Annotated in this window: 22 protein-coding genes; 18 read left to right on the top strand and 4 right to left on the bottom strand. The window is 56.0% G+C overall.

What is annotated here, in order from left to right:
- The first annotated feature begins 38 nt into the window (after positions 1–38).
- The 4 genes from Q1B13_RS00885 to Q1B13_RS00870 are packed head-to-tail and all read left to right on the top strand — an operon-like array spanning position 39 to position 3,608.
- Positions 39–743: an ABC transporter ATP-binding protein gene (locus tag Q1B13_RS00885; RefSeq protein ID WP_299077902.1), complete on the top strand. Its 705-nt coding sequence runs from the start codon at positions 39–41 to the stop codon at positions 741–743.
- A 1-nt stretch (position 744) separates the two neighbouring features.
- Positions 745–1,641 (top strand): branched-chain amino acid ABC transporter permease, encoded by an 897-nt coding sequence (locus Q1B13_RS00880; RefSeq protein ID WP_299077073.1) that lies wholly within the window; start codon positions 745–747, stop codon positions 1,639–1,641.
- Positions 1,638–2,666 (top strand): branched-chain amino acid ABC transporter permease, encoded by a 1,029-nt coding sequence (locus tag Q1B13_RS00875; RefSeq protein WP_299077070.1) that lies wholly within the window; start codon positions 1,638–1,640, stop codon positions 2,664–2,666. Before Q1B13_RS00880 ends, Q1B13_RS00875 begins: the two co-directional genes overlap by 4 nt.
- A gap of 3 nt (positions 2,667–2,669) precedes the next feature.
- Entirely contained in the window at positions 2,670–3,608 is a 939-nt protein-coding gene (locus Q1B13_RS00870) for an acetamidase/formamidase family protein (RefSeq protein WP_299077067.1), read from the top strand.
- A gap of 1,398 nt (positions 3,609–5,006) precedes the next feature.
- On the opposite strand, the gene xylB is transcribed toward Q1B13_RS00870, so the two are convergent.
- A complete protein-coding gene (xylB, locus tag Q1B13_RS00865; protein ID WP_299077063.1) occupies positions 5,007–6,443 on the bottom strand; it encodes a xylulokinase in 1,437 nt (478 codons plus the stop codon).
- 123 nt (positions 6,444–6,566) lie between these two features.
- Here xylB and Q1B13_RS00860 point away from each other — a divergent pair, with 123 nt between their 5' ends.
- From Q1B13_RS00860 to Q1B13_RS00830, 7 genes are all read left to right on the top strand, one after another.
- On the top strand, positions 6,567–7,592 hold the full coding sequence (locus Q1B13_RS00860; RefSeq protein WP_299077060.1) for a LacI family DNA-binding transcriptional regulator: 1,026 nt from the start codon (positions 6,567–6,569) through the stop codon (positions 7,590–7,592).
- Positions 7,593–7,684: 92 nt separating this feature from the next.
- A complete protein-coding gene (locus tag Q1B13_RS00855; RefSeq protein ID WP_299077057.1) occupies positions 7,685–8,986 on the top strand; it encodes a sugar ABC transporter substrate-binding protein in 1,302 nt (433 codons plus the stop codon).
- Between the two features lie 115 nt (positions 8,987–9,101).
- Positions 9,102–9,968 (top strand): carbohydrate ABC transporter permease, encoded by an 867-nt coding sequence (locus Q1B13_RS00850; protein ID WP_298933653.1) that lies wholly within the window; start codon positions 9,102–9,104, stop codon positions 9,966–9,968.
- A gap of 12 nt (positions 9,969–9,980) precedes the next feature.
- Positions 9,981–10,811 carry a carbohydrate ABC transporter permease gene (locus Q1B13_RS00845; protein ID WP_298933651.1) on the top strand — a complete coding sequence of 277 codons (831 nt, stop codon included), beginning with the start codon at positions 9,981–9,983 and terminating at the stop codon, positions 10,809–10,811.
- Positions 10,812–10,823: 12 nt separating this feature from the next.
- Complete coding sequence (locus Q1B13_RS00840) at positions 10,824–11,828, top strand: ABC transporter ATP-binding protein (protein WP_299077054.1); 1,005 nt, start codon at positions 10,824–10,826, stop codon at positions 11,826–11,828.
- Positions 11,825–12,598 (top strand): L-iditol 2-dehydrogenase, encoded by a 774-nt coding sequence (locus Q1B13_RS00835; protein ID WP_299077051.1) that lies wholly within the window; start codon positions 11,825–11,827, stop codon positions 12,596–12,598. Before Q1B13_RS00840 ends, Q1B13_RS00835 begins: the two co-directional genes overlap by 4 nt.
- Positions 12,598–14,085 (top strand): mannitol dehydrogenase family protein, encoded by a 1,488-nt coding sequence (locus tag Q1B13_RS00830; RefSeq protein WP_299077049.1) that lies wholly within the window; start codon positions 12,598–12,600, stop codon positions 14,083–14,085. The genes Q1B13_RS00835 and Q1B13_RS00830 overlap by 1 nt, the downstream gene beginning before the upstream one ends.
- A gap of 171 nt (positions 14,086–14,256) precedes the next feature.
- Here the strand turns inward: Q1B13_RS00830 and Q1B13_RS00825 are convergent, their stop codons facing one another.
- On the bottom strand, positions 14,257–14,505 hold the full coding sequence (locus Q1B13_RS00825) for a hypothetical protein (protein ID WP_299077899.1): 249 nt from the start codon (positions 14,503–14,505) through the stop codon (positions 14,257–14,259).
- 121 nt (positions 14,506–14,626) lie between these two features.
- On the opposite strand from Q1B13_RS00825, the gene Q1B13_RS00820 reads away from it, so the two are divergent.
- From Q1B13_RS00820 to Q1B13_RS00800, 5 genes are all read left to right on the top strand, one after another.
- Positions 14,627–15,334 carry a M48 family metallopeptidase gene (locus Q1B13_RS00820; protein WP_299077047.1) on the top strand — a complete coding sequence of 236 codons (708 nt, stop codon included), beginning with the start codon at positions 14,627–14,629 and terminating at the stop codon, positions 15,332–15,334.
- Positions 15,331–15,699: a YigZ family protein gene (locus tag Q1B13_RS00815; RefSeq protein ID WP_299077044.1), complete on the top strand. Its 369-nt coding sequence runs from the start codon at positions 15,331–15,333 to the stop codon at positions 15,697–15,699. The genes Q1B13_RS00820 and Q1B13_RS00815 overlap by 4 nt, the downstream gene beginning before the upstream one ends.
- Positions 15,700–15,769: 70 nt before the next feature.
- The gene (locus tag Q1B13_RS00810; RefSeq protein ID WP_299077042.1) at positions 15,770–16,021 is read left to right on the top strand and encodes a DUF6455 family protein; all 252 of its coding nucleotides are present in this window, start codon (positions 15,770–15,772) and stop codon (positions 16,019–16,021) included.
- A 16-nt stretch (positions 16,022–16,037) separates the two neighbouring features.
- Positions 16,038–16,334, top strand: coding sequence for a DUF6455 family protein (locus Q1B13_RS00805; RefSeq protein WP_299077039.1), 297 nt, complete (start codon positions 16,038–16,040; stop codon positions 16,332–16,334).
- Positions 16,306–16,608 (top strand): DUF6455 family protein, encoded by a 303-nt coding sequence (locus tag Q1B13_RS00800; RefSeq protein ID WP_299077036.1) that lies wholly within the window; start codon positions 16,306–16,308, stop codon positions 16,606–16,608. Before Q1B13_RS00805 ends, Q1B13_RS00800 begins: the two co-directional genes overlap by 29 nt.
- Here Q1B13_RS00800 and Q1B13_RS00795 read toward each other — a convergent pair.
- The gene (locus Q1B13_RS00795; protein ID WP_298933632.1) at positions 16,567–16,809 is read right to left on the bottom strand and encodes a CDGSH iron-sulfur domain-containing protein; all 243 of its coding nucleotides are present in this window, start codon (positions 16,807–16,809) and stop codon (positions 16,567–16,569) included. The genes Q1B13_RS00800 and Q1B13_RS00795 overlap by 42 nt on opposite strands.
- A 227-nt stretch (positions 16,810–17,036) precedes the next feature.
- Between Q1B13_RS00795 and Q1B13_RS00790 the strand changes: the two genes are divergently transcribed.
- Positions 17,037–17,225 carry a hypothetical protein gene (locus Q1B13_RS00790; protein ID WP_298933630.1) on the top strand — a complete coding sequence of 63 codons (189 nt, stop codon included), beginning with the start codon at positions 17,037–17,039 and terminating at the stop codon, positions 17,223–17,225.
- A 134-nt stretch (positions 17,226–17,359) separates the two neighbouring features.
- Here the strand turns inward: Q1B13_RS00790 and rimO are convergent, their stop codons facing one another.
- Positions 17,360–18,751, bottom strand: coding sequence for a 30S ribosomal protein S12 methylthiotransferase RimO (rimO, locus tag Q1B13_RS00785; RefSeq protein ID WP_299077033.1), 1,392 nt, complete (start codon positions 18,749–18,751; stop codon positions 17,360–17,362).
- Positions 18,752–18,847: 96 nt separating this feature from the next.
- On the opposite strand from rimO, the gene Q1B13_RS00780 reads away from it, so the two are divergent.
- Positions 18,848–20,806 (top strand): AsmA family protein, encoded by a 1,959-nt coding sequence (locus Q1B13_RS00780; RefSeq protein ID WP_299077030.1) that lies wholly within the window; start codon positions 18,848–18,850, stop codon positions 20,804–20,806.
- Positions 20,807–20,846: the final 40 nt, after the last annotated feature.

Raw genomic sequence — 20,846 nt, 5'->3', positions numbered from 1 at the left:
CACAGCCGGGTGCGTTTCCCGCGCCCGGCCCCGAACCGATGCTGAAAGTAGAAAACCTAATCGTCTCACACGGTCCGATCGAGGCCGTGCGCGGCATCTCTTTTGCCGTGGACCAGGGCCGCTGTGTGTCCTTGCTGGGCCCGAACGGGGCGGGCAAGACCTCGACCATCTCGGCGCTGATGGGCGTGGCCCGATCGTCGGGGCAGATTGCGTTCGACGGGGCCGACATTTCGGACCTGCTGGTGGAATCACGCGTGCAGGCAGGCATGTCCGTGGCGCCCGAAGGGCGGCGGATCTTCTCAAACCTCAGTGTCGAAGAAAATCTGGTTCTGGGCGGTGCAACCCGCCCTGACCGCGATGGCAAGGACGCCGACATAAGCCGCTGGCTTGAAACCTTTCCGATCCTGGGTGAGCGTCGCGACCAGTTGGCGGGCACCTTGTCAGGCGGTGAACAGCAGATGCTGGCCATTTCCCGTGCGCTGATGACCCGACCCAAGATCCTGCTGCTGGACGAACCCAGCCTCGGGCTGGCCCCCAAGATCGTCACCCAGATCTTTCAGATGATCGAACAACTGAAGGCTGACGGCATGACAATCCTGCTGGTGGAACAGAACGCCACGCAGGCGCTGCGATTGTCGGATTACGCCTATCTTCTGAACAACGGGCGGATCGTGGCAGAAGGAACAAAAGAGACACTGGGCCAAAGCAGCGCGCTGATGGCAGAACTCACGGGGATCGCCTGATATGGAGTATGTGGCCCAGCAGGTTATGAACGCCCTTGCCTTTGGGGCGGAATACGCGCTGATCGCCCTGGGTCTGGCGATTGTCTTTTCGATCATGGGATTGGTGAATTTCGCCCATGGCGAAGTGATCGCGGTTGGCGGCTACACAATGGTGGCCTTTGCCGCGCTGGCGCTGAGCAACCCTTTCATCGTCATCGGCGGCGCGATTGCTGCGGCAGTCCTGATGTCGCTGACGCTGGAACGGGTGGCGTTCAGGCCCGTGCGCTATGCGGACCCAACCACGGGTTTGCTGACCGCCTTCGGCGTTTCGATCATCCTGCAAAACGTGTTTCTTTTGGTAGTGTCGCCCCGGCCGGTGGCTGTCACCTCACTTTATTTTCTGGACTGGCCGGTGCGGCTCATGGGCGTGCAGGTGTCCTCGCTTCAGGTGTTCGAGGCGGTGACGACCGTTCTGGTGATCATCGGCCTAATGCTGTTTCTGAAGCGCACGACGCTGGGTCTGGCAATGCGCGCCGCCTCGCTGGATTTTGAGATGGTCCGCATGGTCGGCGTCAGATCGAACCGGGTCTTTGCCATGGCCTTCATGGTGTCGGGCCTTCTGGCCGGTCTGGCGTGTATCTTTATCATGGCGCGACGCGGGTCGGTTGATCCGCATCTGGGATTCAACCCGGTGCTCAAGGCCTTTGTAGCCTGCGTGGTTGGTGGTTTTGGCAGCCTGCCCGGCGCGGTGCTGGGCGGCTTTCTTCTTGGCGCGATCGAGGTCGCCATGCTGGTCCTGCTGCCACAGGAATACGGCGGCATGAAAGATGCCTTTGTCTTTGGCATCATCGCTTTAGTTCTTGTCTGGAGACCGGACGGCATCCTGTCCCCCCGAACCGAGAAGGGGGACAAGATATGATCCTGAACCCCAGTCAGAAACGCGGGCTGGTCGGAGCCGCGATCCTTGCCGCCGTGCTGATCGCCATTGGCCTGATCGTGACCTATTTCGGCTCGCGTTATCAGTTGCGGTTGGTCTACAGCGCCTTTGTGAACCTGCTGGTCGTGCTGGCGATGCAGGTCTTCATGGGCAATGCGCGTCTGACCAATCTCAGCCACAGCGCGTTCATGGGCATCGGTGCCTATGTTGCCGCGATCTGTGTGACCCCAGTGACGGTCAAAGCCATTTCCCTGCCCGATGCGCCCTGGGGGCTGAATGCCTTTTCACTGGATCCGGTGAGCTCGGCTTTTCTGGCTATCGTGATCACGGCGGTGCTGGCCCTGATCATAGGGTTGTTCGTGGTGCGCTTGACAGGGTCGGGTGTGACCATCTTTTCGCTTGCCGTTCTGGTCATTGTGCATTCGGTCTTTTTGTACCGCACCGATATATTCAAGGGAAATCAGGCATTCTTCGGTATTCCACAGGTGTTTTCGCTGACATCAATCGTGATCCTGTCGGTGATCGTGCTGTTCGTCGTGCGCCTGTTCCGAGAAAGCCGTTGGGGCATCCAGCTGCGCGCCTGCGCCGATGATGAAGTCGGTGCTGCAGCGATGGGTGTGGACATCCGCAGGCTGCGCCTGATCGCCTGGGTCCTGTCCGCGGTCCTACTGGCGGTAGCCGGGATTGCCTATGCGTTTTTCCTCGGCACGATCAGCGCGCGGCCATTCTATTTCAACCACGTCTTTCTGACCCTCGCCATGTTGATCCTTGGGGGCATGCGGACGGTCACAGGGGCGGTGCTAGGCACTTTGCTGATATCCTTCGGTTTGGAATGCGTACGCTGGCTGGAAACCGGTCCGGTTCTGCTGGGCGTTGACCTGCCCGAGGTGTTGGGCCTGTCGGGTATCGCCCTTGGAGTTGTGATCGTGCTGACAATGGCGCTGCGCCCTGGCGGCATCATGGGCGACCACGAAATCGAAGATTTCTTACTGAAAGGACAGGAGTGAGTCATGGGCTGCAACCACACCATCCACAAACACAATCACCATTTCGGTTGGGACAACTCCATCGACCCCGTGCTGAGTGTCGATCCCGGCGAAACGGTCGAGGTCGAGACCATCGACAGCTCGGGCGGTCAGCTGAACGCGTCCTCGACTCTGGCTGATTTGGGCAAGCTGTCTTTTGACGAGGTCAACCCGGTTACCGGGCCGATCCACATCAACGGGGCCGAGCCTGGTGACACGGTCGCTGTTTCTTTCCTGGACTTCAAGCCGTCGGGCTGGGGTTGGACCGCCAACATTCCCGGATTTGGCCTGCTAACCGACCAGTTTCCCGATGCCGCGCTTCATATCTGGAAATATGATGCCTTGGCGATGGACCCGGCCCTGTTCGGTCCCGGTGGCAAGGTACCGCTCAAGCCGTTTGTGGGCACAATAGGATTGGCACTGGTGGAACCTGGCCTGCATTCGGTTGTGCCTCCGCGACGGGTCGGTGGCAATTTGGATATCCGCGACAATAGCGTGGGCACAACGCTTTACCTGCCGGTCGAGGTTGCAGGCGGGATGCTGTCTTTGGGAGATACCCATGCTGCGCAGGGTGATGGAGAGATTTGCGGTACTGCCATCGAAAGCCCAATGGACGTGGCCATCAAGATCGACCTGATCAGAGGCGAAAACCTGCCCTTCCCGAGGTTCGAGACTAACGGCCCCGTTACCCGCCATTTCGATACCGCCGGGTACAGGGCTACAACCGGTATCGGCGAGGACCTGATGCAGGCTGCCCGCGATGCGGTCTCGGGCATGGTTGATTGGATATCATTGACAACAGGCATGACCGCGCTTGAAGCTTATATGCTGTGTTCGGTCTGCGGAGACCTGCGGATCAGTGAAATCGTGGATATGCCGAATTGGACAGTGTCGTTCTACTTTCCGAAATCCGTGCTGGACTAGAGAAAGAAACAGCGGCCGTATCCTGCTCCAGATCCATACTTGTACAAAATAGGTGCATTGAATACCGGTCTCGGTGAAAGCCTTGGCGTGCATGTTTCGATCGAGGATCGCGATAATCGCCCTGACCATAAGCTCTGGCTTCGTTGACGAGGTGCGTGTCCTGACTAGACAAGTGCATAGACACTGTTGAACTACGCAATGCCAGGTTTTTTGAAGTGTTCGAGAAGCGACGACGTTGCTAATGCGGCAGCGTTAGAATTGGCAGATCAGCTGCTTGGGGCTGTGAAGCTATCAAACTTGTGTTTCGCATTGATCTCGGGGCACGGGGCTTTCGAACATTGATCCGACTGATTGCGGCCGGAGTTCTGGAGCGCGTCGGCCATTAGGTGATTTCTCCTTAGTCCCTTGTGTGGGTAGGGCGCGTTCACTGATTGCAAAAAGACAAGGAGAACTCGGCGGTAGAGCTTTTTGGGATCCTCATGATCGCGTTCGCATCGGCAGTGCTTCTTTCCAAGTCGTGAACGGAAGTTCAGAGGGTCACCTTCTGATCTCAGGGAATGAGAACGCTCTCGCCCAACTATTCACTAGTCGAGACCTTCAGGCACATAGTGCCGTTGGAAACATCCGTGTTGAAACCCACTTTTTCGCTCTAGCACTCGCTGAGAAAAAGAAAGCTAACGTTGAGATGAAAATCGGGCTTTTGAAGTCAGAATACAAAGAGAAACGGGGGGCGGGTGGCGCAAGTATCGAAGATCATTTCAGTTGCTATGAAGAGGCTGAGCGAAGGAGAGCAGCCAATAATGAGACCTTCACCGCGTACAAGTCTGCTTGGCGTCCTGTGCATTGCTGCAGCGAGGATGTCGACCGATTACAAGGTACACATATGACGTCGAGAGAATTGATCAGACGCACTTGGCTTCATCGTACTCACGTTCTCAAACGACTGCACAACAAAGGTGTTGGACCTGTTCGAGACCCAGACAAAACCAAAATACACGTCTTGGAACGGGCAGCTGCCACAGAGGCGCTACAAAACTAATAAATCACTGAAATGAAGCCGCGCTTAGCTCGGCTTTTTTGTGGCCGTAGTTTTCATAGTTACAACCTTTTACTGGTTAAAAATGCGAGGTAGTTCGCAATTCTGGAGTCGTGACTTTTGTAAGCGATTGATTTTGTGTGATGTGACTTTCCTGAGTTGCAAACTGATGCGGGTTTTCACATGTGTGTTTGTTTCAGGTCGCATAAAGAACCCAAATTGGCGATTTCGTCGCCCATTTGCCAAGTGATTATCGCCCGCGATCAAGTCAGCCTTTGAGTTTTTGTAAGGGTCTGTTTCACGCTGTTGTGGGCAGGCTGGGGAAGTGAACGACAATCACCTGCTAAACGCGAGATCTATGTCTAAACCTCGGTTCTGATCTTTTGATAGAGCGAACGGAACTTGTGCAGCCGGTCAATCAGGGCAGGCGTTGCTTCAGGTTCAAAAGCCCCTATCTCCGGGGGGGGCTCTCCCAGATCGGCGATGCATAGCGTTTTACCACCGCAAGCCGCCAGCTTTGCCGCCCCCATCGCCGGTCCCGAATCTGCCCCATCAGGCCGAATGATGGATTTCTCGGTGACAGTGGCGATCAGGCTCAGCAGCAGGTCGCTTCGACTGCCGCCGCCAATTGAGGCCAGTTCGGACAGGTTTGACAGAGTATCGCCAAAACTCTCGGCCGCGTCGGCGAAACAGAAAGCAACAGCTTCCACAACCGAACGACAGATTTCTGCGCGCGTCGTCGCATCTTCGAGGTCAAAAAAACAGGCTCGGATATGTGGGTCCCCATGAGGGCTGCGCTCGCCAGTCAGATAAGGGAGAAAAATAGGCACGCGATCGGTTGTGACAGTTTCCGCCAGAGCCACAACCTCGGCCGCCGACAGGCCTAGCTGACCTCCGATCCATGATATGGGTCTCGCGCCGTTCAGCATCGCAGCCATCTGATACCAACGGTCTGGCAGGGTATGCGCAAAGGCGTGCACAAATCTTGCGGGGTTGGGTTTGTATGCCCGACCGGCAACAAAGAGCTGGCCGGATGTCCCTAGTGAGATGAAACCCCGCCCCGGTTCTGTCGCGCCCAGCGATACGGCGCCGGTGGCCGCATCGCCGCCGCCCGCGACGACGGGTACACCAACCCGAAATCCACTTTTCGCAGCGGCTTGAGGGGTTACCGCGCCGACGATGTCGTGACCGTCAAATATTTGCGGAAGCCAACTTGTATTCACGTCCGCGGCCTCGGCGATCTCACTGCTCCAGGCGCGCGCGGCCTGATCCAGCCATAAGGTTCCGGCGGCATCTGATGTGTCTGTCGCCAACTCGCTGTGAAGACGCAAACCAACATAGTCCTTGGGCAACAGTATCGACGCAATGCGATTGTAGTTTTCAGGCTCGTTTTGCTTCAGCCACATGATCTTGGGGGCCGTGAAGCCGGGCAGCGGGAGGACACCTGCTATTTGACCGATATCCTGCACGGCTCCGCGGAGTTGCTCGCACGCGTTCGCAGCGCGGCTGTCATTCCACAATATCGCAGGCCTGATAGGCCGTTGATCGGTGTCGAGTAGAACTGCGCCATGCATTTGGCCAGATAGCCCAATGGCTTTCACGTCAGACAGATTGATTTTGTCGCTCAACTGTCGCAACGCATCGCACGTCGCCTGCCACCAGATATCGGGGTGCTGCTCGGACCAACCCGGCTTGGGCGAAGATGTGTCCAGATCAGCGGATGCCGCGGCCAGGATCTTCACCCCGTCAGTACAGACAACTTTTACGGCTGATGTGCCGATATCAATACCTGCGTACATATGAAACCTGTAGTCTTGCGAAGTTTCTGCGACAAGGGTCCCGCTGTTGATTTTTTTGTCGCGCGCAAAGAATATGTAAAAAGTGGTAAGATCGCGACGGTGCGAATCCGCAGGTTAGAGAGCATGACAAAAATTAGAAACATGGAAGAATTTGCCGCGGTCAGTGGTCTCTCTCGACCTACGGTGTCGAAATACTTCCACGACCCAGACAGCGTTCGGGCGACAACCCGGGCTCGTATCGAGGAAGCGCTGGAACGGTTCGACTATCGTCCGAACATCTACGCAGTGAACCAAAACAGAAAGCTGACAAAGAATATTGGGATCGTGGTGCCCTATCTCGCAGACCCGTTCTTTGCAGAAATCGCGCGGTACCTTGAGCAAAGCTGTATCGCGGCGGGCTATCGCCCCTCACTTTTCAGCTCGCATGGCGAACACAAACTCGAAAATGAAATTCTGGACAGCTTGCGATCATTGAAACCCGCAGGCGTACTGCTTGCGCCCTTAGGCAGGGCATCGGACCGCTCAGCGATTGAGAAATTTTGCGAAAACGTTCCTACGGTCTTGTTTGACAGCAATCTTGAAGGGCTTGGCGCGGCCTTCATTGGGTCTGACAACTTCAGTTTTGTATCGCAAACGGTCGAATACATGACCCGAACGGGCGAACCACCCTCTTTCTTCGAAATGCGCACCCCTGCAAACCCGAACGCCAATAAGCGGCGCAAGGCATACATTGAGGTGATGGAGCAGCTTGGGTTCGAGCCGCATGTGATCAAGATCGATGGCGAAGGTTGGGCCTTTGAAGAGATCGGGCGCAAAGGAGCGGCCAAGGTTCTGGGTCGTCAGGAGCTGAAAACAAACTCGGTTCTGTGCAGCAATGATCGTCTGGCGATTGGCTTTCTTTCGGCTTGCTATGAGATGGGGATTCGGGTGGGCCGCCGTGAAGATTGCGCGTTGCGGGTGGCATCAAACGATAACCATCCCTTCTCGCGATTCACCTGCCCGTCGCTGACAACCGCTGCACATGACTATGACAATGTGGCCGGTCGCAGTGTGGAAACCCTCTTTGAACTCATTGAAAACGGAGGGAAACTTGGAAATCGGACAGAAACCTTGTTTCCTGCACGGCTGGTTTTACGGGAGTCTGCATAGAAAAAATTTAACGCGCGTAAAGTTTTTATTGACGGCGCGGCAACTTCTCAACTACGATTGCTGTACGACATCCAAGCTCAGGGAGGACAGGGATGTATTTGAGAAACGCACTTCGTGCGGCGACTGCAATGACACTCGTCGCGACGGCAGCAGCTCATGCGGATACCTTAACAATAGCGACCGTGAACAACGGCGACATGATCCGGATGCAGGGCTACACAGACAATTTCACCGAAGCGACCGGTATCGACGTCGAATGGGTGACACTGGAAGAAAACGTGCTGCGTCAGCGCGTAACCACCGATATTACCACCAAGGGTGGTCAGTTCGATATCATGACCATCGGCATGTACGAGACGCCGATCTGGGGCGCGAATGGTTGGCTGGTGCCGCTGGATGGCCTGTCGGCAGAATACGATGTGGGTGACATCCTGCCAGCCATGTCAGGCGGTCTAAGCCATGAGGGAACGCTGTACGCGGCTCCGTTCTACGGCGAAAGCTCGATGATCATGTACCGCACCGACCTGATGGAAAAAGCGGGTATGGAAATGCCGGATGCTCCAACTTGGGAATTCATCCGCGAAGCTGCTGCGGCGATGACCGATCGCGACGCTGACATCAACGGCATCTGCCTACGCGGTAAGGCCGGTTGGGGTGAGGGCGGTGCCTTCATAACTGCGATGTCCAATTCCTTTGGTGCGCGCTGGTTTGATGAAGATTGGAAGCCGCAGTTCGATCAGCCCGAATGGGCCGACACGCTGAACTTCTACGTGGGTATGATGAACGAATCCGGCCCTGCAGGTTACGCCACTAACGGATTTAACGAAAACCTGTCGTTGTTCCAGCAGGGCAAATGCGGCATGTGGATCGACGCAACAGTTGCGGCATCTTTCGTGACCAATCCGACTGACTCGACAGTCGCGGATAGCGTGGGTTTTGCACTTGCACCTGACACCGGGCTCGGCAAGCGTTCGAATTGGTTGTGGGCGTGGGCTCTGGCAATTCCGGCTGGTACGGAGCAGGCAGACTCGGCCAAACAGTTTATCGAGTGGGCTACTTCGAAAGACTACATCGAGCTGGTGGCCGAAAACGAAGGCTGGGCCAACGTGCCTCCGGGCGCACGTACCTCGCTGTACGAGAATCCGGATTATCAGGCCGTTCCGTTCGCCAAGATGACGTTGGAATCGATCCTGTCAGCTGATCCGAACAATCCGACTGTAAAGCCAGTGCCTTACGTTGGTATTCAGTTCGCTGCGATCCCTGAGTTTGCGGGCATCGCAACACAGGTAAGCCAAGAGTTCTCGGCAGTTTATGCCGGACAACAGACGGTAGAAGAAGCACTTGCCAAAGCGCAGGCCTTCACCTCCGAAGAAATGGAAGCCGCAGGGTACTGAGGCTTTCTCCCAGGCGGGTGGGCAGCTCTCTGCTCACCCGCTCCCAACACACTACTTCCACAACTCGCGTTTTTCTCGCAGGCTGACACGCGCCTGAACAGAGAGGTCTTGCGTCATGGCTACTCAACATTCCCGATCCGTTGCTCGCCTGATGATGGCACCCGCAGTGGTCCTGCTGCTTGGCTGGATGCTCGTGCCGCTGACGATGACACTGTACTTTTCCTTCAAGAAATACCTGCCGCTTCGCGGTGGTGATCTGGGCTGGGTTGGTTTCGACAACTACGTTCGGTTCGTATCCTCCAGTTCCTTCTGGCCCGCGGTTCAAGCGACATTGGTGATCGTTGGCGGCGTGCTGGCGATTACGGTCGTCCTGGGCATTCTTCTGGCGATGCTGCTGGATCAACCCATGTGGGGACAGGGCGTTGTCCGTATCCTTGTTATTGCGCCGTTCTTTGTCATGCCGACTGTCTCAGCCTTGGTCTGGAAGAACATGTTCATGGACCCTGTGAACGGGTTGTTTGCCCATCTCTGGCGCTTTTTCGGGGCGGAACCCATTTCATGGCTGTCCGAAGCTTCCATGCCCTCAATCGTGATGATCGTATCGTGGCAATGGTTGCCTTTCGCGACGCTGATCCTGCTAACTGCAATCCAATCCCTGGATAGCGAACAGCTTGAAGCTGCTGAGATGGACGGTGCACCACCGCTAAAGCGCTTCTATCACATCATTCTGCCGCATCTCGGTCGCGCCATCACGATTGTGATCTTGATCCAGACGATCTTCCTACTGTCGATCTTCGCCGAAATTTTCGTGACCACCGGCGGCGCTTTCGGCACCCGCACACTCACCTACCTGATCTTCCAACGTGTTTTGGAAAGCCAGAACGTTGGTCTTGGATCAGCCGGAGGTGTCTACGCAATCATCTTAGCCAACATCGTTGCGATCTTCCTGATGCGCATCGTCGGCAAGAACCTGGACGCGTGAGGAGACAAAACCATGGCCCGCACCGTCACGACACAACGCAAGACCTTTAACACAGCCTTAGCCTGGATTGTCGGTCTACTGATCTTCTTCCCAATCCTCTGGACCATACTGACCAGTTTCAAGACTGAGGCGCAGGCAATTGCCAGCCCACCGATCTTCTTGAACTTCGACTGGACGCTCGAAAACTACGCCATAGTGCAGGAACGCTCTGACTATATGCGGTTCCTTTGGAACTCGGTAATCATCGCAGGCGGTTCGACGATCCTAGGTGTGATCATCGCCGTGCCCGCTGCGTGGGCAATGGCTTTCGTGCCTTCCAAACGCACTAAGGACATCCTGCTGTGGATGCTGTCCACTAAGATGCTACCTGCGGTGGGCGTGCTCTACCCGATCTATCTGCTGTTCATCCGGTTGGGGCTGCTGGACAGCCGCGCGGGGCTCGTGGTTGTGCTGATGCTCATCAACCTGCCGATCATCGTCTGGATGCTTTACACCTACTTCCGTGAAATTCCTGGTGAAATTCTGGAAGCTGCACGGATGGACGGGGCGACATTGAAAGAGGAGATCCTCTACGTCCTGACACCCATGGCCATTCCCGGCATTGCCTCGACGGTTTTGTTGAACTTCATCCTTGCTTGGAACGAGGCGTTCTGGACGCTCAATCTGACGGCTGTCAATGCGGCACCCCTTACAGCTTTTATCGCCAGCTATTCCAGCCCCGAAGGTCTGTTCTTTGCCAAGCTTAGCGCGGCCTCGACGATGGCGATTGCACCAATCCTGATCCTTGGCTGGTTTAGCCAGAAACAACTTGTCCGAGGCCTGACCTTCGGCGCTGTGAAATAAGGAACACGACACATGGGACGTATTCAACTCAAGTCCGTGACCAAAAGCTTCGGCGACGTACAGGTCATTCCACCGCTGGATCTAACCATCGAAGATGGCGAGTTTACGGTCTTCGTCGGCCCTTCTGGCTGTGGCAAGTCCACATTGCTACGTCTGATCGCGGGGCTTGAGGACATGACCTCAGGTTCGATGGAGATCGATGGGACGGATGCTACAGATGTGCCACCCGCGAAGCGTGGCCTCGCCATGGTGTTCCAGTCCTACGCATTGTATCCGCATATGACCGTACGCAAGAACATCGCCTTCCCCCTGCGCATGGCCAAGTTGGAGCAGGCCGAGATCGATCGTCGTGTAGACGGCGCCGCAAGTGTTCTGAACCTGACCGACTATCTGGATCGTCGCCCCGGGCAACTGTCCGGGGGGCAGCGCCAGCGTGTTGCGATCGGACGCGCGATTGTCCGCGAGCCAGCGGCCTTTCTGTTCGACGAGCCTCTGTCGAACCTGGATGCAGCCTTACGTGTCGGTATGCGGCTGGAAATCAGCGAACTGCACGAGCGTCTGGCCACCACGATGATCTACGTGACCCATGATCAGGTCGAAGCGATGACAATGGCCGACAAGATCGTGGTTCTGCATGCAGGTGTGATCGAACAAGTTGGCAGTCCGCTGGACCTGTACCGTGCGCCGCGTAACCTATTCGTCGCGGGGTTCATCGGCTCACCCAAGATGAACTTCATCGAAGGGGAAGAGGCTGCGAAGCATGGCGCTCATACGATAGGAGTGCGTCCTGAGCATATTGCGGTGTCCGACAGCGAAGGTCCCTGGTCTGGAAAGGTCAGCGTGTCCGAGCATCTGGGTTCAGATACATTCTTTCACGTGCATGAAACTGGTTTGGCCGAAACGATCACCGTAAGGGCAGATGGCGAAGTGGCCTTTAAGCACGGGGATCGCATCCATCTGACGCCGCGCTCAGACGTAATCCATCGATTTGACGCGAAAGGGCTGCGGATCGAATGACACGGTTGGCAGGTAAGACTGCGCTGATCACTGGCGCCGCGCGAGGGATCGGGCTGGCGTTTGCCAAGACCTACGTTTCTGAAGGCGCGCGCGTGGCCATTGCGGATGTCGATGTCGTTCGCGCGCGCGAGGCTGCAGCCGAGATTGGTGAGGCTGCGATGGCTGTCGAAATGAATGTCGCCGATAAGCAAAGCATTGACGCCGCAATCGCGAACACCGCTAGACAGTTTGGCGCAATCGATATCTTGGTAAATAACGCGGCCATCTTTACAGCCGCGCCACTTGTCGAAATCGACCGCGCCGACTACGACCGAGTTTTTAACATCAATGTCGCGGGCACTTTGTTTACGATGCAAGCCGTCGCGCGGCATATGATTGAACACCAGGTAAAAGGCCGGATCATCAATATGGCCTCGCAGGCCGGACGCCGCGGAGAGCCCTTGGTCGCTGTCTATTGCGCAAGCAAAGCGGCTGTCATCTCGTTAACGCAGTCGGCAGGTCTGAACCTCATTTCTCATGGAATCAACGTGAATGCGATTGCACCCGGCGTTGTGGATGGTGAGCATTGGGACGGCGTGGACGCGTTCTTTGCAAAACATGAAGGTAAAGCGCCCGGTGAGAAAAAGCGCGAAGTCGCAGCGGCGGTCCCATACGGGCGCATGGGCCGCGCGGAAGATTTGACGGGCATAGCGGTGTTTCTCGCATCTGATGAGGCAAATTACATTGTGGCACAGACATACAATGTCGATGGCGGAAACTGGATGAGCTAATGGGATCTCTGGCACATGCATCTGTCCAGCTGCGGCGTGATCGACTTGCTGATCTGCCGGCATCCATCGCACGCCCGTCGTATAACCGGTCCGACTTGAAACCTGGCATTGTCCATATCGGAGTAGGGAATTTCCATCGCGCGCATCAGTCATGGTATTTGCATCGCTTAATGCAGCGGGGGGCTGCTCATGACTGGGCAATTATCGGTGCAGGTGTACGTAGCTATGACGCTGCTATGCGCGAAAAGCTCCGCCGGCAGGACTACCTTACGACACTCATTGAGCTTGATCCATCAGGCGTTTCTGCAGAAGTGGTCGGTCCAATGACGGACTACCTGCCAATTGAGGCAGGCAATGCGCCCTTGATCCGACAAATGTCTGATCCCGCGATCCGCATCGTGTCTTTGACGGTGACAGAAGGCGGGTACTTTCTGGATCCCAACACCGGCGCGTTTGATGTGCAGGATGATGATATCCGACATGACGCACAGAATCCGTCCGACCCAAGAACTGTCTTTGGTGCAATCGTTGCCGCTCTTCGTAAACGCAGGGCGGCCGGGGTAGCCCCTTTTACCGCATTGAGCTGCGATAATCTGCAGGGTAATGGGAGTATCCTGCGCAACTGCGTAGTGGGTTTGGCGCGCCTGTCTGACGCCGATCTGGCAAACTGGATCGATCAGCACGGGGCCTTCCCGAATTCTATGGTGGATTGCATCGTCCCGGCCACCACGGATCAGGTTGTCTCCCAGTGCAGAGAGTTGGGTATCGACGATCTTGCTCCGGTTACGCATGAAAACTTTCGCCAATGGGTGATTGAAGACGATTTCTGTGCAGGACGACCTGCTTGGGAAGATGTCGGCGTGACGATGACAAACAACGTTCATGTCTATGAGGCCATGAAGTTGAGGATTCTGAATGGGGGTCACCAGCTTCTTGCCAATGTCGGGGAAATTCTAAACATCCCGACGATATCTGATTGCATGCAAGACGCCGGTGTGCTGGAATTTTTCCGGAAAGTTCAAGTTGAAGAAATCGTACCGCATGTCGCGGCTGTATCAGGAACAAGACCTGACGAATACCTTAAGCTAGTTGAACGTCGATTTGCGAATTCTACGATTTATGACACAACCCGCCGCGTCGCCTTTGACGGGTCCTCGCGCCATCCGGGATTTTTGCTTCCCTCCCTTCGAGACGCGCTCGGAGCTGGTTCGTCTGTTACAGGACTCGCTTTGGCAGCCGCTTTTTGGGCGCGGATGTGCGCCGGCGTTCGTGAAGACGGCACAGAAATCGAAGCGAATGATCCGTTGTGGGCGGAGTTGAAGGCAGCGGCTCTGGCCGCCAAGGATGATCCGCAGGCATGGGTCGGTCAGACCAACCTGTATGGCGAAACCGGGCTAGACGACCGCTTTACGCAAGAGTTTTCCAACTGGTTGTCCTTGATCTGGCAAGAAGGGTGTCGGGAAGCAATCGACATCTACCTGAGATAAGGCTTTCGCAACCGTCTTCAGTTCCCGGATGACCTATCACAAATCATTGCTTCTTTTTTCAGAAGCATCAGGGCAAATTAACCTGGTCGAGATAGCACGCTTTCGTAGTGCTGGGATGTCAGATGAGACTCGCGGCAGTAACAAGGCTAAACGCGCCTGAAAAGGTATTTCTCATGACTCGTGACGTTGAGTTTCCCGAATCTGGTAAACCCCCTCCGGCAGGTCCAACGCAGCAGCCAGATCGCGGACCTGTTCGGGCGATAGGGTTATCTTATGGACTTGCTCTGTGCGCGGGTCCAATTGCTCTAAAGTTACGCACTCAGCGAAACTGTTGATCACGACATCCTCTTGCAAAGGCTTTGGGCCTTCGTCCACCAGAGTAATGACGGTCGAGTCGAATTCATGCTCAATCGAAAACATATTGGCAGAGTGCAGCCGGTTGACGCCCAATGCAAGCCGTTGTGCATTGATCTGTGAGTGGCGACCCCGCATAGGTAACGTTATGCTGGCCCAGCGGCCGGGCGCGCCCAAAGGAAATGTAATGCACCGTGTAATACTCTTCCTGTTTTTCCTGCTGTTGGCGGCTTGTGAAACAGATACTTTTCGTGTTGTGCCGGCTGAAGAATGGGATCAACCCACGTCTGGCACGCCCATCACAGCCGCGACGTTTCGCGAAGTAAGCCGCGCAGTCGGAAGCGAAGCACGAACGCAGTGTTTACGTGAGACACGAAAGCAGAATTGCGATTTCAGGATCATGGTCGACGTGAACCCGCGCGCGCCTGCTAACGCCTTTCAAACCTTGGACGAAAACAACCAACCCGTGATCATTTTTACACGCTCAATGATCCGTTCCGCACAAAACGAAGATGAGTTGGCTTTTGTCATGGGGCACGAAGCGGCGCACCATGTTTTGGGTCACATTGCCCGGCAGTCTAAAAACGCCAGCGACGCGGCAACGAAGTTCGGTGATCAGGAACGACAGCGAGGTGGAAGCGATGCAGAAATCGAAGAGGCGCAAAAGCTGGGCGCCAAGGTTGGCGTCCAAGCCTATGTGAAGGAATTCGAGCTGGAAGCAGACGAACTGGGAACGGTTATTACGTATAAGGCGGGGTACAACCCTTTGATTGGGGCTGAGTTCTTTGACCGCATTCCGGACCCGGGCGATCGGTTTCTTGGATCGCACCCGCCCAATGCGCAACGGGTTCAGAGGGTGCTTGAGACATCCCAAAAACTCGGCTTAACGCAATGACCGACTTGGTCAGGCTTGGGGTGGTCCTGACGGATAGGGGATCGAAATACGCGGTCTCGGGCGCGCGTGTTGCGTCCAGAGCCGAAATCGATGCCGTTTTGAATGAGCTGAAATCAGACAAAACCTTTGCGAAAGCCACGCATAATACCTGGGCTGCGACACTGCCGACCGGGGCACTGAAAGCGGATGATGGGGAAGGCGGTGCCGGGATGGTGATCCTTCGAATGATGCAGCGGGCCGGTCTTGAGAACCATTTGATCATTGTCACCCGCTGGTATGGTGGCAAAAAGCTGGGTGGAGACCGGTTTCGGAGGGTGCAGGACGCAACACGCACCTATCTCGATCAGATCGATGTCGCACATTGACCTGTGTCAAAGGTTTCAGTTTAGGCAGACGGTATTCTTTGGGCAATTCGCTTTAGGGAAAGGACCCAGCATGCCCAGCCGAGAGACCTTGCGACTGCACGCCGGACTGGTGGACGAGATGGCAAAAATGCTCGACGTTGATCTGGAAGAGGCCGCCATTGGCGGTTCCGTTTCTATCGATCAAATCTCTGACGCTGTTGTGCGGTGCACAGAATGCCCAAACCCTGCGCACTGCCAGAGCACGATAAGTGATACGGCTTTTCTGAACCACACGCCCGAGTATTGTCGCAACAGGGATCTTCTTCACAAGCTGATGCCTTAGCTCAGGAGAGGGTTAAATGTCGCGATTGGGGGAGATCATGACCCATCTCCGGCTTGTGTTGCGAATGGCTCAGGTAACCGGAACAGATATTGTGTCGGCCCATCAGCATGGGCACCTGAGCCAAGACAATTGGGCTGACATGGTCCAGTTATGCCGCGGTTGTGCGTGGGCGCCTGACTGCCCGGATTGGTTGGATCGTCACCGCTCTGATGCAAAGGTCCCCGCGCATTGTCTAAACCGGGAGCGGTTTGCAGTGTTGCAAGCCAAACTGTTACGAGGATCTGATGTCGCAAGATCTACTCGGGGACATTGACAAGCACTTCTGGCTTACGCGATCCGCCGCCCGTTGCGTGGGTATTTCGTTGACCGGGGCGTTGGCCGATGGACAGCTGTCACCTGAAGGCTACGCTGAGTTAATCACGCGTTGTCGGACGTGCCCCAGCAGTCGGCGCTGCGAGGTTTGGATGGCGACGCAACAGGAATGGGCGGAAGCGGTGCCCGACTTTTGCGCCAACGCAAGTGCTCTGAATGCCTTGAACGGTGGGTTAAAGGCCCGAATGGGACCCGTCGCAAAGCGGTGGCTTTGAAGTCTGCTTACATCCGCAGAAGAACAATTTTTTGCTGGCATCGGCTGTGTATTTCACAGGTTCCAAATCTGTCCCCTTGTGGGATCCATCACAAAACGGTTGGCGCTTGGACCGGCCGCATGCACACCAAAAATAACTTTTCCCTTCGGTCACCTCGACTGGGAATGGTGATTTCTGGGCTACGATTCGCGGTTCAGACATGCGGCTCCTCCGATTTCGGCTGATGTCGTCAAATCAGTTTAAAGCAACACGGCAAAAAAGACAGCGACGCGCATTTTCCTGCGACAATCGCCGCTGTCCAAGCGTGGTTCCGCCAGCGATCACGGCCAAGTGATCGATTCTGTTGCCAGATTGTCGTTCAGATCGTATTCTGGTTGCGGCCCCGAAAAATTGGGCAATATCAGAAAAGTAATAGAGGACTGATGGACATGAAACTCAAATTTGCTGCTGTTGGCGCATTTGCCCTGATCCTGACCGCGTGCGCGCAGCAGGAAGAACCGACACCGGTTTACACCCAGCCCAGCTATGACAAGTCCGGCTCACCCAGCTGCCCAGGCGGGTATGATCTGGCGACAACCGAAGCAGGCCAAACCGTCTGTAACCCAGTTGGTCAGTAAATTATTCGCAGACGGTCCCAATTTGGGGCCGTCTGCATTCTTTTGACCGTCGTGCCGCCTTCAGGGCGGTTTTTTTATGCTTAGATGTTCAACGGGCGGATTTACGCCGACCCGAGATTAGGCTCAAAGGCAGTTCAGGGCTTTAGACGACCCCAGAGGTCGTATTCCCCTGCTTCATCCACCTCAACCGTCGCAATGTCCCCGGGTTTGAGGTCTTCGTAACTGTCATCAATGAACAGGTTCCCATCAATCTCTGGTGCATCGGCTTTGGTCCGGCACGTCGCTGCCTCATCGTCGACTTCATCCACGATCACATCTATGGTCTGGCCTACTTTCGCCTGAAGTTTGGCTTCGGAAATTGTCTGGGCTTTTTCCATAAAACGTTCCCAGCGGTCTTGCTTGATCTCGGCGGGCACGTGATCCGGCAGATCGTTGGATCTTGCGCCTTCGACATTTTCATACTGAAAACACCCGACGCGATCCAATTGCGCCTCATCCATCCAATCCAGCAGCGTCTGGAATTCATCATCGGTTTCCCCCGGGTATCCGACGATGAAGGTTGAACGCAGGGTGATGTCGGGGCAAATGTCCCGCCACGCCTGAACTTCTTCCAGGGTCTTTGCGGCGGCGGCCGGTCGGGCCATACGCCTCAGGACATCCGGGTGGGCGTGCTGGAACGGGATGTCCAGATACGGCAATATGTTGCACCCTGCGTCCGCCATCAGCGGGATCAGATCACGGACGTGCGGGTAGGGATAGACGTAGTGCAGTCGAACCCACGCATCAAGCTGCCCCAACTCGCGGGCGAGGTCAGTAATATGGCTACGAACCTCGCGGTCTTTCCATGGGTTCACATCGTATTTGCGGTCCAAACCGTAGGCCGAGGTATCTTGGGAAATCACCAATAGTTCGCGCACGCCATTGTCGACCAGCTTTTCTGCCTCGCGCAGCACCGCGTGAGCAGGTCGGCTGGCCAGTTTTCCGCGCATGTCGGGAATGATGCAGAATTTGCACTTGTGGTTACAGCCCTCGGATATCTTGAGATAGCTGTAGTGGCGTGGGGTCAACTGAACGCTGCGGGCGGGTAGCAAATCGACAAAGGGGTTTGGGTCAGCTGGCACGGCGGAATGCACGGCATCCAGAACCTGTTCGTATTGATGGGGCCCGGTTACGGCCATGATGCGCGGATGATGCGCGCGGATATAGTCCGGTTCGGCCCCCAAACACCCAGTGACAATGACCTTGCCGTTTTCAACCAGAGCTTCGCCAATTGCGTCCAGAGACTCGGCCTTGGCGCTGTCGAGGAACCCGCACGTGTTCACAATCACGGCATCGGCTCCCGCATAGTCGGGCGAAATCCCATATCCTTCGGCGCGCAGCCGGGTCAGGATACGTTCGCTATCGACCAAAGCCTTTGGGCATCCCAGCGAAACCATACCGATTGTCGGTTGATTGCTGCGGGGCGTCTCGGTGATCCGGGCGGCTGGCGCCAGGTCGGGGCGGAGGTTTGGTGGGTTCGTGGTCATTGCGCGGCATATAGTGGGGAAAGCTTCCCCTTGCAAATGCGGTGCGTCGTTTGAATGATTGTAACGAAGGAAAGCCAAAAAGGCGGAGAGCAGAAAATGAAATGGCTGATACGCATTCTGTTTATTCTGGTGGTGGCGTTTGGGCTGATCATCGGCGCATTGCTTTTGATGCCGGGCGACAAGCTGGCCGCGATTCTGTCTGAACAGGTTCGGGCCCAGACCGGGCGTGAATTGACACTTTCCGGTGATGTTAACCTGTCCTTCTGGCCCATTCTGGGAATGGAGACTGGGCCGGTGACATTCGGCAATGCCAGCTGGGCCGGGCCAGACCCCATGTTGAGCGCCGAGAGCCTTTCCGTTGGCGTCGACGCTGCGGCCTTGATCAAGGGTGACCTGCGGATTAAGCGTGTTTTCGCCAACAATCCAGTGCTGCGGCTTGAGCTGTCTGATGGGCGCGGCAATTGGGAGCTCAGCGCTCCGGCACAGTCCACGTCTTCGGGGACTACCCCAGCAAGCTCTGCCACGGCAGAAGCTCCCGGTGCGGTTACTCTGGACGGCCTCGAACTGACAAACGCGCGCCTTGTCTATGTTGAGAACGGTGCGGTTGCACTGGACTTTGCCCAGGTCAATCTGTCCGCCAGCTGGCCGGACGTCACAGCACCTATGGTGATGGAGGCTGATATGGCCGTGCCTGGAGGTACAGTACAGGTCGATCTGAAGATCCCGGATTTGCCCGCCTTTGCATCCGGCACCGTGACCCCACTGGATTTGGCGTTGAAAGCTCCGGGTGGCGAAATTGGTTTCGATGGGCGCGTGAATCTTGTCGGTGAAATGGACGGCAAAGTTCAAGTTATCACAAAGGACACCGAAAAGATGCTGGCGGCGTTTGGCCAATCCGGAGTCGCAGTTCCATTGGGTCTGGGGCGAGCGGCAGATGTTTCCGGCCAGATGACCTATACCCGAGACGGACGTATTTCATTGCGCGACATGGTGGCGAAGCTGGATGCTAATATGTTTACCGGAGAAGCCGATATGACGATCGCTGATCCACCTCAGATCACCGCGCGCCTGGACGCCGGCAATCTTGATTTGTCGAATTTTGCCGAAAGCGAAGGCGGTTCTGGACAAGGGTCAGGTCAGGCGCCTGCGGTCGATGAAGGATGGTCAAAAGACCGGATTGATGCGTCGGCGCTGTCCTTGGCCAATGGTAAGATTCGGCTTACGGCCAAGTCGATCGCGGTACCGGGCATGACCCTTGGCCCCAGTGACCTCACGCTGAGTCTGGATCGGTCGCGGGCGGTGCTGCAAATGCACCCGGCCACTTTGTTTTCCGGTCAATTGAACGGTCAGGTCGTCGCCAATAACCGCAACGGGCTGTCGGTTGGGGGAAACTTGCAGGTCAGCGGGATCGATGTTCAGCAAGCGCTGACGACTTTGGGCGGGATCGAACGCCTTTCGGGAACAGGCGCGGGCGCATTTGAATTTCTGGGTGTCGGCCAGACTGAGGACCAGATCATGCGCTCGCTCAGTGGCAAGGGAAATGTAGAGATCGGCAATGGCGTGATCTCGGGATTTGATCTTGACCGTTTAATGGGGCGCGGTACCGGGTCGGGCGGCACAACAGTGTTCAACAGCTTGACTGCCAGCTACGTCATGGACAGCGGTGTGCTGACCAACAACGACTTGCTGATGATCCTGAAAAACTTCCGTGCTGATGGTGAGGGTATCGTCGATCTGGGTGCGCGTAGCATCGACTATTTGTTCACACCGGTTGCATTGCGCGCGAACTCGGGCGCGGGGATTTCAGTTCCGGTTCGCATCGCAGGGCCATGGAGCGATCCTTCGATCAAGCCAGACCTGACCAAGGTCATCGAGGCTGCGGCGGATGTGAAGGTGAAAGAACTGGAAGACGACGCCAAGCAAAAGGTTTTTGACAAGGTCGGCGATGAGTTGAACACAACAATCACGGATAGCGATCAGATAGAAGACGCGGTCAAAAACAAACTTGAAGAGGAGGCGAAGAAAGGCCTGCTGAAACTGTTTGGTGCCGATTGAAACGCATTGGCACCAGAGTCGGGGCGCATTGAGCGCCCCG

The sequence above is a fragment of the uncultured Ruegeria sp. genome (genome assembly GCF_947489545.1).
Classification (GTDB): Bacteria; Pseudomonadota; Alphaproteobacteria; order Rhodobacterales; family Rhodobacteraceae; genus Ruegeria.
This window is presented reverse-complemented; position numbering and strand designations above follow the sequence as displayed.

Coding starts and splice junctions, on each gene's coding strand:
- Q1B13_RS00885 (WP_299077902.1), top strand. CDS start 39: ATGCTGAAAGTAGAAAACCTAATCGTCTCACACGGTCCGATCGAGGCC.
- Q1B13_RS00880 (WP_299077073.1), top strand. CDS start 745: ATGGAGTATGTGGCCCAGCAGGTTATGAACGCCCTTGCCTTTGGGGCG.
- Q1B13_RS00875 (WP_299077070.1), top strand. CDS start 1,638: ATGATCCTGAACCCCAGTCAGAAACGCGGGCTGGTCGGAGCCGCGATC.
- Q1B13_RS00870 (WP_299077067.1), top strand. CDS start 2,670: ATGGGCTGCAACCACACCATCCACAAACACAATCACCATTTCGGTTGG.
- xylB (WP_299077063.1), bottom strand. CDS start 6,443: ATGTACGCAGGTATTGATATCGGCACATCAGCCGTAAAAGTTGTCTGT.
- Q1B13_RS00860 (WP_299077060.1), top strand. CDS start 6,567: ATGACAAAAATTAGAAACATGGAAGAATTTGCCGCGGTCAGTGGTCTC.
- Q1B13_RS00855 (WP_299077057.1), top strand. CDS start 7,685: ATGTATTTGAGAAACGCACTTCGTGCGGCGACTGCAATGACACTCGTC.
- Q1B13_RS00850 (WP_298933653.1), top strand. CDS start 9,102: ATGGCTACTCAACATTCCCGATCCGTTGCTCGCCTGATGATGGCACCC.
- Q1B13_RS00845 (WP_298933651.1), top strand. CDS start 9,981: ATGGCCCGCACCGTCACGACACAACGCAAGACCTTTAACACAGCCTTA.
- Q1B13_RS00840 (WP_299077054.1), top strand. CDS start 10,824: ATGGGACGTATTCAACTCAAGTCCGTGACCAAAAGCTTCGGCGACGTA.
- Q1B13_RS00835 (WP_299077051.1), top strand. CDS start 11,825: ATGACACGGTTGGCAGGTAAGACTGCGCTGATCACTGGCGCCGCGCGA.
- Q1B13_RS00830 (WP_299077049.1), top strand. CDS start 12,598: ATGGGATCTCTGGCACATGCATCTGTCCAGCTGCGGCGTGATCGACTT.
- Q1B13_RS00825 (WP_299077899.1), bottom strand. CDS start 14,505: ATGTTTTCGATTGAGCATGAATTCGACTCGACCGTCATTACTCTGGTG.
- Q1B13_RS00820 (WP_299077047.1), top strand. CDS start 14,627: ATGCACCGTGTAATACTCTTCCTGTTTTTCCTGCTGTTGGCGGCTTGT.
- Q1B13_RS00815 (WP_299077044.1), top strand. CDS start 15,331: ATGACCGACTTGGTCAGGCTTGGGGTGGTCCTGACGGATAGGGGATCG.
- Q1B13_RS00810 (WP_299077042.1), top strand. CDS start 15,770: ATGCCCAGCCGAGAGACCTTGCGACTGCACGCCGGACTGGTGGACGAG.
- Q1B13_RS00805 (WP_299077039.1), top strand. CDS start 16,038: ATGTCGCGATTGGGGGAGATCATGACCCATCTCCGGCTTGTGTTGCGA.
- Q1B13_RS00800 (WP_299077036.1), top strand. CDS start 16,306: ATGTCGCAAGATCTACTCGGGGACATTGACAAGCACTTCTGGCTTACG.
- Q1B13_RS00795 (WP_298933632.1), bottom strand. CDS start 16,809: ATGTCTGAACCGCGAATCGTAGCCCAGAAATCACCATTCCCAGTCGAG.
- Q1B13_RS00790 (WP_298933630.1), top strand. CDS start 17,037: ATGAAACTCAAATTTGCTGCTGTTGGCGCATTTGCCCTGATCCTGACC.
- rimO (WP_299077033.1), bottom strand. CDS start 18,751: ATGACCACGAACCCACCAAACCTCCGCCCCGACCTGGCGCCAGCCGCC.
- Q1B13_RS00780 (WP_299077030.1), top strand. CDS start 18,848: ATGAAATGGCTGATACGCATTCTGTTTATTCTGGTGGTGGCGTTTGGG.